We start from the raw sequence: 12,804 nt of genomic DNA, 5'->3' as shown, positions 1-12,804 counted from the left end.
TCAAGATGAAGGTTGCAGCTTCGAATGAGGCGGCGACTTTCTTTCAACCCAACGTTTATGAAAGGAATCTAACAAGCCCATGTTTGAGCCCATTGAGATGGAATTAGATGAGCCCAAAATCGCTGCCTATGCGCCGAGCAACGAATTCTCGGAAGGTGTTAATCACTTGTCGGAATCGGAGTTATCTGAGTCGATACTGAGAAGCAAAAAGTTGGACGCATTATTGGTGTCTTCGAACAGCCTAAACCAAACGAAGCAGCTGAATACCTTATGTCAGCATTCCGATACTTTGCTGTTGGTATTTGATAGCCCGTCAAATGATATGAGTGCTGTGGCTCGAGTTATCGAGAACTTAATGGCAAAGCTGCTATCACATGAAATGCCGAATAACCTCGATATTGTAGACCTACGAAACTTGTCAGAAAGCAGCGACTTTCTGTTTGCTTTTGATAACCACAGTGCAGCATGCGACTTTCTCGACGCCCAAAACTTAGGGAAAGTAGTCGGCGGTATTCACCTCGCTCATAAAGTGACTGAACTATCGCAATACGAGAATGCGATCAATCAGCTTTTAGATAGATTTCCTGATACTGCATACCTGTGTGCCAGCATTTACAGTGATGGTGTCGGTGAGTCTACAACGGTAATAGGTATTAAATCAGCACCGTCTAGATAGTGATCAGTTGAGTCTGTTCGCGAGAAAAAATATCGCATATTCAATTCATTAGATTGCTGTAGCCATGTAACTGATGTACAACAAGTCTCTTGATAATAATAAGAGAGTAATTGCATGAGCTTAGTAGTTAGACAAGTCGCCGTTGAAGATGCGCAAGGCATTACTGAAGTACTTAATCCGATTATCGAAGAAGGTTTGTATACCATTCTTGATACCACTTTTTCTGTCGAGGAAGAGAAGGGCTTTATCGCGAACTTCCCAAAACAAGGCGTGTTTACTGTTGCGGTTGACGAAGAGCAAAACAAAGTCATCGCCTTTCAAAACATCGAACCTTTTGCTTCATACACCAAAGCCTTTGATCATGTGGGTATCATCGGTACCTTTGTTGATGATGAAAGCCGTGGTAAAGGCGTATCGAAGCAGCTGTTCCAATCAACTTTTGAAGTGGCAAAACAGAAAGGCTATGAAAAGCTGTTTGCCTATGTTCGTGCAGACAACGAGCGCGCACTAGCTGCTTATGTGCGCCAAGGCTTTGAAGTGGTAGGCACTGCCAAAAAGCACGCTAAAGTGGGTGGTGTTTATATTGATGAAGTCTTGATCGAGAAATTTTTGTAAGCCCCTCCGCCGCTAATAATCACAACTGAACCATTTCAAGGAAAAGAAAGTTATATGAATCTAGATATTTACCAAGTCGATGCGTTCACGTCGGCACCTTTCAAGGGCAACCCTGCCGGTGTTTGTATTATCGAGCAGCCATTGAGTGAAGACTTGATGTTTGCTATCGCACAAGAGATGGCGGTATCGGAAACGGCGTTTCTTACATTGCATGATATGAATCTGCGCTGGTTTACGCCTGAGATTGAAGTGAAGTTGTGCGGTCACGGCACACTCGCGATGACTCATGTTTTAGTTGAACGTGGAGATTTGCGTGTAGGAGAGCAGGTCACCTTTGACACATTATCTGGTCCATTAACAGCAGCTGTTCTTGAAGATGGTATTGAGCTGGATTTCCCTCAAACTGAGCTTCATCTCGATCTAGAGTTTAATGAGCCGTTAATCAAAGCGTTAGGAATTGATGCCCAAAATATTGAAGCTTATGGTGGATTTGATTCGAAGGTCTTTATCCAGCTTAAAAGTGAAACAGCGGTACACAAGCTAACACCCAATTTTGATGCAATGACGCAACTTCAAGGGCGAGGAGTTGTGGTAACAGCGCTATCAGATGACGAGAACTTGGATTTTATCTCGCGTTACTTTGCCCCTTGGGTTGGGGTAAACGAAGATCCAGTAACGGGTTCTGCGCACTGTGCCTTAGGCCAGTTCTGGAGCGAGAAGTTGGGTAAAAGCACGTTGAGGGCATATCAAGCATCCAAGCGGGGCGGCGATGTTCATGTAGAAGTGTTACCTAATCATCGTATTAAGCTCAAAGGGAGCGCGAAGACGGTGATCAAGGGCGTAATGAGCGTTTAACCATTATCGCGTCAATGCTATGAATCCTTACTAAAAATGGTGATAAGTCGCGAGATTATGCTTATTGTCAGACGCTAGACTAGGCTTTAATCGACGGTTTCTTGAAAATCGTACAGAGATTGGCCTTTTCTTATGAGAGGCGCATTAAAAAGGTGGACTTTACAAAGCGGTTGTACCATCCTGCGTCTCCAATTTCATTCAACCTAAGCAATGAGACGAAGTGTCTGCTGAAACGTTAATCAGCCTCCCGTATCTCATTAATAGTAAGGAGTTCAACTTGAACCTATTTGTAAGAGATCTTACCGTTATCGATTCTTCATACATCTGTGAACACAGAGGGGTCGTGGGAGATAGTTGGATTTTAGATGTCATCATGTCTGGCGAGCTCAATGAAATGAGCATGGTGTTAGATTTCAGCAGGGTTAAGAAGCAGATCAAACACCTTGTTGATGAGTATGTTGACCATCGCTTACTGGTGCCAATGAAAAACTCAGCTATCATCCACAAGGCTACTAAGCCGGGCTATTCAACGCTTGACGTAATGCGTGGTGATAAGAGTATCCATCTACAATGCCCAGATGAAGCATACTGCCTGATTGATGCTGAAGCGATCACCATCGAAAGCATTACAGCGCACGTTTATGACATTCTACGCGACAACCTACCGAGCAATGTTTCTGGTCTAGAAATTACCCTGCGTCACGAGAAGATTGACGGTGCGTTTTATCACTACACACACGGCCTCAAGAAGCACGATGGCAACTGTCAGCGTATTGCTCATGGCCACCGTTCACCAGTTGAAATCCTTGTCGATGGTAATCGAGATGCAGAGCGAGAAGAGGCGTTCGCTAAGCGCTGGGAAGACATTTACTTAGGCTCGCAAGAAGATGTGACAACGCTAGACGCGCTTAACTTGAGTGAACATGCGCAAGCAGTGACAGATGAAAGCCACTATGCCTTCCGTTACACAGCCCCACAAGGTGAGTTCGAGTTAGCTATTGCTAAGAGCGAGACTGAAATTCTACCAACTGACACAACGGTTGAGTTATTGGCGGGCTACATCGCTGACCAAGTTAAACCAAGCCTCAACGATGGCCAGTCTCTTCAGATTGTCGCTTATGAAGGGGTGGGCAAAGGTGCAATGGCGTCTCGCTAATCTAACCCCCAAAATCATTCATGCACTGGTAATGCAAACGCAAGTTACCAGTGCATTTTTGTTTTCAGCTCCTACTTAATTGGCTGTTTCAATTTGGCCACTTGCTGCGGCCAAGGGTCTTCAAAATTCGCCCCGTTTTTCCACTGCACCAATTCATAATCACTTAAAAAACACTTCTCTAGTGCGGTTATAAAGCTGTCCACTTCATCTAGCTGTCCAATCACTGTAAGACGACAACGACGATCTCCGAATCGACTGTCAACACTGTCTATCTTCTCTTGGAGTATCTTTCTATGTTCGTCGGTGTAGTTTTGAGATTCATCATTAATCACAGAAGCTCGCCAAAACCCGGTAACTTCTAGTCCCACATTGCCGTTCGCTTGACTCCACAGTAGTGAAACATCATCTCGAGTCGGGAACCAGAAGAAGCCTTTACTACGGAACACACCTTTGGTCATGTACTGGTGGCAAGTGTCCCAAAGGCGCTGAGGGTGAAATGGGCGGTCATCTTTGAGTACTTTTGAGACTAAGCTTTGATTCGCCTTACCTGACAAGTTCAATGGTGTGTTGACGCCACCGCGTAGCTCTTCAATTAGCTGCTCTACCAGAAAATAGTTGTAGTCTTGCTGGTTGTTGATGGAAGCAATATTAATGTTGCCCCATGAGGTTTTTATGATGTTCGCGTAGACATTAAGAGGGTGTATCGCCTGCGCAATTTTAGCGACGCTCTCATCATCGATTCGATCAGTTTTTGTCAGTAACACACGGTTAGAAAACATGATCTGCTCGACCAACAGGTTTTCTATACCTCGAATCCCTTTTTGAAGGTTCTCTTGCCATGTCGGAATGAGGTCTGCACCTTGGCTGTAGTCGTCTCGTAACCAAATAGCATCAACCAAGGTAATTACATCTTTGAGTGCAAACTGAGTTCGATGCTTGAAGAACTCCACTAATGGAAGAGGATGGCTGCTGCCTGACGTTTCAATCACGATCCAACTTGGTTTTTGCTCTTCACAAAGCTGAATTAAAGCTTGTTCGAGTTCTACTAGGCCACTCGGGCTACTGACACTATCACCACTGATAGTAACGAAGTTTCCTTGCTCTTCATTGACCACATCTGTATTCGCGATGAGCACGCCATCTACGTCTAACTCACTCATGTCATTCACGACAACAGAAGGCACAATACTTTGATTACTCGCTTGTTGAAGTATGTTTCGTAGCAAGGTGGTTTTTCCTGAACCGAGAAAACCATGCAAAATAGTAACGGGTATAGATGACATAACAAAACCTACAACTTTTAAAATTTGCAATGTTATATCATAACACCCAGGTTAGGGGTAACCACAAATAGGGTAGGACATTTGGTTAGGAATAACTGTGTAATTTATGGCTAAGTAAAAATTTTATGTAAGTAGGGCGAATGCGCGCCCTACTTAAAGTCAAAAAATTGGAGAAGCATGAGCAAAAACAACCAACTTTTGGTGTTTTACCTTAGCTTGTCGGATCATCATCTACAATGACGCTACCATCGGTCGAGTTATAATAGATCGATATGTCTGGGACAATTCTGTAGTGATAACGACACTGATCTCTACTGATATACTCAACTAAATAGTCGCTATTAGTGGGTGATGTTAGTCTGGAGACACTTGGTGGATCTGACAAAATAGCATTCCAAACCGACATGCAATCTTCGACGTTATCTAATCTAGGAGAATCTTCTTCTAAGTGCCATTGTTGAGCAGGATACCCCCACTCATTAAAATCAAGTTGGCCTGTTGCCGTATCGTCATAGATCGAGACATTGGAAGCAGGTCCACCACCATTCGTTGCCATTATTTTGGAATAGGCAAAATCAATACCATTTTTAAATGCTGCACCAGTCCCTTTGACGGAAGCAACATGAGCATCGGTACTTACGTTCAGGAACCTCGGAGCTGCAACGACAGCAATGATTCCAAGGATAACAATTACGGTGATGAGCTCAATAAGTGTAAAACCGTTCTTCTTCATTTTTTACCCATGCAAAAGCCGCCAGTATGCACTATAAGTTACTCTTGCAGAAGGAAAAATTACCGAATGGATGATTGAATAAAAGTAGATGTATTGGGTGTTACTTAGGGAGGAGTGTTATAAGCTTTACTGCCAAACGTTGATGCAAAATCAGTTGTTTGATCTTCGCTGAATTTAAATCTAGAGGTAGATATGGAAAATCTTAATGCTGTAGAAATCAAATCATTCGTGCCAGCGAAGGACTTTGAACTGTCGAAACGCTTTTACCAGCGTCTAGGATTCGAGATGGCCTCGGAGTTTGACGGTATCGCTTATTTTAAACTTGGTTCATGTGCATTTCTGCTTCAAGACTTCTACGAGCCTGCCCATTGCAACAACTCAATGATGCACCTGTTGGTGGAAGATGCGAATAGTTGGTACCAGCACGTTCTGAAACTAAATATCGCCGAAGAGTTTGGTGTCAAAGTTACCGAGCTAGTAGATCAACCTTGGGGAATGCTAGATTTCTGTATCATCGATCCAAGCGGCGTTTTATGGCGCATTGGTGAGAATAGATAAGATGATAAATCAGTAAAAATGCATATCTCCCGAAAGCCTTCTAGCTTTTGGAATCTATCCCTACCCTTGAATATCAATTCCTTGCGCTTGATGGCTTATAAGAACGAACCCTTTCACATCGGGCGCTGCAAGCCTCTAAATCGTTTCTATGTAGGTTGTTCTAAACCTATGACGCATAGATACATAATCGTACATTAAGTTACTGTAAATTAGAGTCAAAATTCGTATGGTTTCTTGTGGTAACGAGATGAAAAAATCTGAGCGATTGTGATCAATGGTAATACAAGGAATGACATGAAAACTACACTACTTCATTTAGGCATTATTTTATTTAGTTTAATATCTAATGCTAGTTTTGCTGCTGATATCTTGCCAATCGAAAAAATATGTAGCTCTGAAATTGTTGAGCACCTGGAAGAGCCTGTAACCAAAGATAAAAAACTATTTTATTATTACCTAAGCTTGCAAGAAGGTAGCTGTTACCCTCACGTAGATCGAAACAAAATTGAGTATGAAAAAGTAATTAACCATTTCGCTCGCCTTGGAGAGCCATACGCTCAGTTTATCTTAGATAAAGATATCAATAAACTGTTAGCTAAAGCTAGAGAAGGTGATATATCAGCACAAATATATTTTGTCTTAAAAAATACAAAATACTTTAGCATAGCCAAGGGTAATACGGCAGAAGTAACAGTGACTATCCCTGATGAAGAGTTTCAAAAGTACCTGTCGACTATGTTCGATCTGGCAGATAAAGGAGATGCTAGAGCTATCCTTCCCACTATTATATACATGGTTGATGCCGAGAACTATCCATTAAATGTAAGTAAAAGATTTAATATTGCCCATGATTTAGTCGCTCGCTTTGGCGAATTTAATATGATGTATGCATTTATAGTCAATATGTGGAAAGTCAATAACTATGATTTAGAGATTTGTGTTTCAAACGACGAGACTAGGCTAATCGAAAGACAAAACATGTCAGTGTTATGTAGTATGGCTTTTGATAGGGCACTATATGAAGAGCTTTCGGTGATGACAGGCAAGGAAAGGCTCATCCGATATAGAGACTACTTGGCAAAAATTAAGCTTGTTGACGAGGATGTTGAACCCTACGATGTAGCAGAAGCATGGATGGAAGCATTAAGGACAGTAGCCGTATACTCTTTGTTAGATGTACCTTACTCGAAAACAATAGTGCCGTACATGCGCTATAAACCAGATGGTAAGTATAGACATAAAACACTACTCACCCAATATTGGTTTAGTAGTTATAGAAAGATAAGCAATACTGAAGAGTCTTATTTACGTGGATTACTTGTCCTCTCTAGCCATATGTATCAAATAAAGGCTTCTATGTCATCAGCAATTAAAGACTATTTCTCTGATACTATCCCATATGTTAATAATGCTTATGTGTATAATATTGCAATGCTTGGTGACTCCGATAAATCTGAAGAACTGTATCTAAAAGAGCTCTTTGAGAATGGCGATGTTGACTCTTTGCGGAATCTAATTTCAATTTATTCTCGAATTAAATTGGAGCCAGTAAAGTTAAAAGCAATGATAGATATCTATTCAGAATACAGACCAGAACTTAGTAAATACTTACTGTTTAGATTTAGTGATCATTTAAAAACTGATATCCCAGATTTTGAATCAAAGGTTAGAGAGCATAAATACTGGGTTAAAGAAAATATTCCCCAAGATGCTGAAACTACAAAGTTCTATCTCACTTGGAACGATAGGGTTAAACCATATATAATTGGCCAACTCGATAGATTGATCGCCGAGGAAGGCAACAAGCCATAAGACTGGCTCACATTAAATTGACTGTCATACTATAACTATAGATTCATAACGCGCGGCATTTCTCGTTCCGTCTTTGCTTCGTGTTCATGGTGCAATGTTTGGAAACGCAGTCGCATTTTGTACACAGTATTGCGCCAACAAGGTTCTTTGGAAAATGAATATGGACGCTGTAAAACAGAAAAGTATCAAGTATCTCAAAGCGATTGGAGTTGATACTCCTGAGCTCTTACCTCAAATTGAAAGTGTGGAAGATGTAAGCCCTAGAACGGCACAAGATATTGCATCAAGGTTAAGTGCTTTAGCTTATGTAATCGGATTAGCTTATGATGCCAAAGGGCAAGACTTGCTCGATTTATTAAATCAATATGAGCTTTTACCATACGTTAGTGAATATGAACGCCAACTGCTTTTTCAAACAGTAATCGATGAGCAAGATAAAATAAATATTTCTTAGCTGGTTGAAAGTATTCAGGCTTTGGCTTGGTGTATTGGTATTGCAGGCTTAGATCACTTCAGGTGTTGCGATGATGATCTCGCAAGCAAAATACCCTTTAAAAGTGATCCGATTGACTTTATTCGAAATGCACGACTACGCCCAATTCATGAGATCCAAGCGCTGTCGGATTTGCTATATCGTTTGCATTGGTATGTTCGTGAGTGTGCACTTACGAAGCAAAAATGCAGGTTTGATGAAAGCGTGGTATCACAACGACGAAAAGCAATTGATTGGGCTTATGGGGTAGAGGAACATTGGGATGATATCTCACTGGACACATAATTCATTTTACGTGTTTAGGACGAGTTATCGTTAGTGGCATTTTGTCCGTCGAAGTGCAGCACTTTTCTTAGTTTTATCCATGAAGTGGTGATTCGGAACTTACTCAGGCCTTAGACTATCGAGACAAGCGATGAAAAAATTATTTGTTATCTTATTGTCGTTGTTTGCACTTGCAGGGTGTAGTGACTCGCTACCCCACAATAAGTTGTCATATGTCGGCGAGTGGCAAAGTGTAGACATGTATTTACTAATACTTTCAGATGGCACGATATCTTATAAGCGAACACATAAAGGTGGAACAACTACGATCAATGCACCGATAAAAGAGTTTATCGATGACGACTTTGTTGTTGGTTTTGCCTTTTTGACGACGACTTTTGTCGTGTCTCAGCCTCCCTATTTATCAGATGGGCAGTGGGTTATGGAAGTGGATGGTGTGACATTAATAAAGACAGATGAAGCGGAATCAGGCTAGTAGGGGACAACCAGGTTACTGAAGTATGATTCACTACGCGTGGTACTTTGAGCGTTCGTTGATTTTAGTTTTCGTGTGGCAATATCGGCGCTGTTTCGCTAATCCCAAACACAATAAATAGGTATCTGTCAAAACATCTAACAAGGCGTTAGCCCCTGGGAGAAATTCATGGTTGTGGTAGCAAGGTTTTCTTTTCCTCATGAAGCTCATATAGCCAAAGCAAATCTAGAAAGTGCCGGAATCGAAAGTTTCATCGCAGATGAGCACACCGTGAACACGCAATGGCTATACTCAAATGCCATTGGAGGTGTTCGTCTATTGGTGTCAGGAGAAGATTTAGAGGAAGCGACCGAAATTCTGACGAGTGACTTTTCGGAAAGCCTTGAAAGTCATTCTCAAGAAATAGGAGAAAAGCAAGATATTTGCCCTCAGTGCGGAAGTCGTGACTTATCTGCGTATACAAAGGGAAAGCGGCCAGCGTTTTTGGTTTTCATATTGTTAGGCTTTCCTCTGTTCTTCTATAAACAGGGTTATAAGTGTAACCAGTGTGGTGAGTTCAGTGAAAAGCTTTGATTCGTGGTAGCGTGACTAACTTATTGACATAAGCTTGGTTAATCAATTGATTATTATGAAATCTGTACTGATTAGAGCTTACTTTTTGTTAAGGGATATAAAGTTTGTACATCACAAGCTCTTTACGTTTTCAAGGATGGTTTGGTGTTTAGAAAGTTACTGAGAAAGAAAAAGCAAATTGAAGAAAATGAAGTTCGAGTAGTTCTTCCTGAAGAAAAATTCTTGGTTGGAGATTGGAAATGCGAAGGGCTGCCTTGTGTTGCTGTATTAAACTCAAATCTGAAGGATTTTGAGCCCAAAGAAATATTTAGTTGGCATTTATCTGTAATTATTGACTTCGACGACTTAATCGAAAATGGCCTGCCGTCGCAAGAAGAGAGAGATATAGTCGATCCGTTTTGCGACAAACTAGACGAGGAAATTAAAGCCGGAGGCAATGCTCTGTTTCTTGTCAGGGAAACTTGGAATGCAACTAGGCGCTTGGTATGGCGAGTCTATGATCCAGAAATAGCGCACCAACATTTACAGTACATAGTCGAACATCACCGTAATCCCCGTCCTTTTGATTGGCATATGGAGCAAGATGTGAACTGGGAGCAGGCTAAGTGGTACTTGGATCAAGTTAAAACATAAAAAGCAATTAAGGCAAACCATTCCACTCAGATATCTTGGAATGAAGTTCGGTGTACTTTTTGATTTAGTATTGTGCGACTTATTGTATCTGTTATGCGTTTAGAATGAAGGATGACTCAAAATGACAATATCAATATCCCCTTTGGAATTCGTTGGTGAGTTCTCTTATCTAAAGCGTCAGTTACTTGAAGGCTATTTTTCGGAAGTATCAGATACATCTGTTTTAACTATTTTGAAAGAAGCTGGCATTGAAGCACAGCAATTGGACGTTGTAAGAGGAATCTTAGATGATTCATTGACTGACGCTCTATATACCATTTTACTGGGCTTAGACGGTTGTGCTTTGATAGGAAAACATCAAATTGACTATAAATTACAAGATGAGTCAGGGCGTGAGTTAACTGGTGAACTTGAAGGGCTAGCTTACGAAGCGTTGTATGAAAAACACATTTAAAAAGTGTTTAGGAATGATTTGCAACATGCGGTATTTTCACTATATGTAAGCTGTATTGATTAAAGTGGTATGAGCCGTTAGCGGTATGCGAGCGTCTCATCTTAATTGATAGTTATATAAATCGAACAAAAGGAGGAGTTTGAAGTTGTATAAGATCATTATGTCAGGATTATTTTGCTTAGTTTGTTCTTTAGGTGTTCAGGCTATGGAGCCCGAAGACCTGTTGAGAAATGTAGGCTTTTTTGATTTTGACTCAACAAAAAACAGATTTGTTTCCGAGAATGTAAGCGATCTAAATCGAGAGATGACATTTAAAGAGTTAATAACACTCGTCGAGTCTTTCGATTTTGACTCCTCCAAAGTGAAAGTTGTTCAAACACTGCGAGGTCACCACGAAGAATATTCTGATTCAGAATTATTAGAGTTGATTGGGAAGTTAGACTTTGATTCGACCAAGGAAGAAATGCTAGCAGTGCTTGATGCGGAACTAGTCGAGCTCCCGGACACTACTAGCTCCAAAAGAGCCACAAATTCAGTTACAACGACAAAGAGTACAACTATTACTATTCGATGTGTCGGAATCGACTGTGAAACGGAATACGTAAGTAAATAGCCTGAGCTCTATTCTAAACCAGAGACTTTATCGTATAGTTGCCTTTCTAGGAGAGTTTGGTAAGCGACTAGATGAATTAGAGTTTAGCCGTATTATTGAGAATAGAAGCAAAATAGGAAATAGATTTGTTAGAGCTTAAGACAATAGGGCTTTTTTTTGTGACGGCCATTGCGGAGATACTGGGGTGTTATCTCCCTTACTTGTGGCTAAAGGAAGACAAATCGATATGGCTCTTAGTGCCGGCCGCTTTGTCTCTCGCACTATTTGCGTGGTTGTTGTCTTTACACCCGACAGCTGCAGGCAGAGTTTATGCGGCTTACGGTGGTGTCTATATTTTTGTCGCAATTTTATGGTTGTGGGCTGTGGATGGGATTCGCCCAACATTATGGGACGTAGTGGGCGCGAGTGTCGCTATGTTAGGTATGGCGATTATCATGTTTGCGCCGAGAGGTACTTAGCAACAGCGTCGTTGCCAGTAATAGATGTAGTGTGGCAAGTTAACTTGTGTGCTAGAACTTGCCACTGTTGCTTTTAATAACCTGCTAAGTCTAGTTGCTCTAGTTTATTTGTTTTAAGAAAGCGCATTTCTAATGAATTGGGAGATTAATATCCACTTCGAAATACTGCTCTTCTGGATTGACTACTTTGTACGAATCAAATCGAATTCTATTGTCCAAGCTATAACCACTATTCGGCAACCACACATTGAAAACGCCTTTATAGTCATGGGCAATTTCACTCGGACTCCCTTTTGCGGAGTAAGAGGCAAACTTCCCACCTTTGATTATGCGAGTTTCTGTGGTGATATCGGGCGGTAAAACAGTGTCGTTATCTATTTTTATACAAATGTCATAAACACAACGACTTTTGTCAGTGATGTTCGGGTCGCTATAACACACATCAATTAGCTGTGAATCGTCATGGACGAAGCTGCGGTGTTCTTCGATAAACTTCGGCCAATGATGAACAAGATCACCATAGTCTCCGATGTAGCGTCGGTAGAGCACTCGTATATCTTTGAGCTCTTGAATTACGACATCTTCGTTATAGTATTCAAAATTTTGGTATACGATCTCAGACCCGTCGAAGTGACTGACCAAATCAAACTTTTTATCCTTTTTCAGCTTGCGAAACTTTGCTGGTGAGATCCCATGGTGCTTAGTAAAGGCTGAGCTGTAGTTGGATGAGCTGTATCCGTAACCCAAGCCAATATTGGTAATACTATTGTTGGTATTCGTGCCCAGTACTATGGCACTGTCTTCCATTTTCAAGCGTTTGATTAACGAATAAATACTTTCGCCAGTAGACTTTTTAAACAATCGACTAAAGTGAAATTTCGATAAATTGCAATGACTTGCAACTTCTTCTACCCCTAATTCACTGGTGAGATTGTTGAAAATGTACTCAATGGCGCTGTTGATGGTCTTGTTTGTTATTTCCATATAAAAATCGTTCGTATATCAATAACTTGCTTCTGTGCGATCCTAATGCTTCCACTTAGTGCTCCCGCCACCTAATAAAGTTTGCTAACAAAAAGCACAAATTCAGAAGTATAGAGAGTGAAAACTTCGTATCATCATTGGTTTGTTA

Annotated in this window: 15 protein-coding genes and 1 pseudogene; 13 read left to right on the top strand and 3 right to left on the bottom strand. The window is 41.1% G+C overall.

Annotated features, from left to right (window positions below):
* The first annotated feature begins 79 nt into the window (after positions 1–79).
* From AC6R05_RS15085 to AC6R05_RS15070, 4 genes are all read left to right on the top strand, one after another.
* Positions 80–676 (top strand): hypothetical protein, encoded by a 597-nt coding sequence (locus AC6R05_RS15085; protein ID WP_500647878.1) that lies wholly within the window; start codon positions 80–82, stop codon positions 674–676.
* Positions 677–790: 114 nt separating this feature from the next.
* Positions 791–1,291, top strand: coding sequence for a GNAT family N-acetyltransferase (locus AC6R05_RS15080; RefSeq protein WP_152468958.1), 501 nt, complete (start codon positions 791–793; stop codon positions 1,289–1,291).
* A 54-nt stretch (positions 1,292–1,345) separates the two neighbouring features.
* Positions 1,346–2,146 carry a PhzF family phenazine biosynthesis protein gene (locus AC6R05_RS15075; protein WP_500647877.1) on the top strand — a complete coding sequence of 267 codons (801 nt, stop codon included), beginning with the start codon at positions 1,346–1,348 and terminating at the stop codon, positions 2,144–2,146.
* A 277-nt stretch (positions 2,147–2,423) separates the two neighbouring features.
* Positions 2,424–3,302 (top strand): 6-pyruvoyl trahydropterin synthase family protein, encoded by an 879-nt coding sequence (locus AC6R05_RS15070; RefSeq protein ID WP_152468956.1) that lies wholly within the window; start codon positions 2,424–2,426, stop codon positions 3,300–3,302.
* Between the two features lie 71 nt (positions 3,303–3,373).
* Here the strand turns inward: AC6R05_RS15070 and AC6R05_RS15065 are convergent, their stop codons facing one another.
* Together AC6R05_RS15065 and AC6R05_RS15060 are read right to left on the bottom strand one after the other, a co-directional pair.
* On the bottom strand, positions 3,374–4,585 hold the full coding sequence (locus AC6R05_RS15065) for a CobW family GTP-binding protein (protein ID WP_500647876.1): 1,212 nt from the start codon (positions 4,583–4,585) through the stop codon (positions 3,374–3,376).
* A 211-nt stretch (positions 4,586–4,796) separates the two neighbouring features.
* Positions 4,797–5,318 (bottom strand): type II secretion system protein, encoded by a 522-nt coding sequence (locus AC6R05_RS15060; protein WP_500647875.1) that lies wholly within the window; start codon positions 5,316–5,318, stop codon positions 4,797–4,799.
* Between the two features lie 192 nt (positions 5,319–5,510).
* Between AC6R05_RS15060 and AC6R05_RS15055 the strand changes: the two genes are divergently transcribed.
* The 9 genes and pseudogenes from AC6R05_RS15055 to AC6R05_RS15015 all read left to right on the top strand — a co-directional run bounded on the left by AC6R05_RS15055 (position 5,511) and on the right by AC6R05_RS15015 (position 11,672).
* The gene (locus tag AC6R05_RS15055) at positions 5,511–5,876 is read left to right on the top strand and encodes a VOC family protein (protein ID WP_285467275.1); all 366 of its coding nucleotides are present in this window, start codon (positions 5,511–5,513) and stop codon (positions 5,874–5,876) included.
* Positions 5,877–6,170: 294 nt separating this feature from the next.
* A complete protein-coding gene (locus tag AC6R05_RS15050; protein ID WP_500647874.1) occupies positions 6,171–7,688 on the top strand; it encodes a hypothetical protein in 1,518 nt (505 codons plus the stop codon).
* Positions 7,689–7,782: 94 nt separating this feature from the next.
* Positions 7,783–8,466 (top strand): annotated as a pseudogene (locus AC6R05_RS15045) (DUF4272 domain-containing protein).
* Between the two features lie 130 nt (positions 8,467–8,596).
* Entirely contained in the window at positions 8,597–8,941 is a 345-nt protein-coding gene (locus tag AC6R05_RS15040) for a lipoprotein (RefSeq protein WP_500647873.1), read from the top strand.
* Between the two features lie 168 nt (positions 8,942–9,109).
* On the top strand, positions 9,110–9,514 hold the full coding sequence (locus tag AC6R05_RS15035) for a putative signal transducing protein (RefSeq protein WP_500647872.1): 405 nt from the start codon (positions 9,110–9,112) through the stop codon (positions 9,512–9,514).
* Positions 9,515–9,658: 144 nt separating this feature from the next.
* Positions 9,659–10,147 (top strand): DUF695 domain-containing protein, encoded by a 489-nt coding sequence (locus AC6R05_RS15030; RefSeq protein ID WP_500647871.1) that lies wholly within the window; start codon positions 9,659–9,661, stop codon positions 10,145–10,147.
* 121 nt (positions 10,148–10,268) lie between these two features.
* Positions 10,269–10,601 carry a hypothetical protein gene (locus AC6R05_RS15025; protein ID WP_500647870.1) on the top strand — a complete coding sequence of 111 codons (333 nt, stop codon included), beginning with the start codon at positions 10,269–10,271 and terminating at the stop codon, positions 10,599–10,601.
* Positions 10,602–10,746: 145 nt separating this feature from the next.
* Entirely contained in the window at positions 10,747–11,214 is a 468-nt protein-coding gene (locus AC6R05_RS15020) for a proline and serine-rich protein 1 family protein (RefSeq protein WP_500647869.1), read from the top strand.
* A 125-nt stretch (positions 11,215–11,339) separates the two neighbouring features.
* A complete protein-coding gene (locus AC6R05_RS15015) occupies positions 11,340–11,672 on the top strand; it encodes a YnfA family protein (RefSeq protein WP_500647868.1) in 333 nt (110 codons plus the stop codon).
* Between the two features lie 129 nt (positions 11,673–11,801).
* Here the strand turns inward: AC6R05_RS15015 and AC6R05_RS15010 are convergent, their stop codons facing one another.
* On the bottom strand, positions 11,802–12,656 hold the full coding sequence (locus AC6R05_RS15010; protein WP_500647867.1) for an AraC family transcriptional regulator: 855 nt from the start codon (positions 12,654–12,656) through the stop codon (positions 11,802–11,804).
* Between the last annotated feature and the right edge of the window lie 148 nt (positions 12,657–12,804).

It is taken from the genome of Vibrio sp. R11-SG3-ISO9 (genome assembly GCF_059834255.1).
The sequence above is the reverse complement of the archived record's forward strand: the minus strand, read 5'-3'. Positions and strand labels throughout refer to the sequence as shown.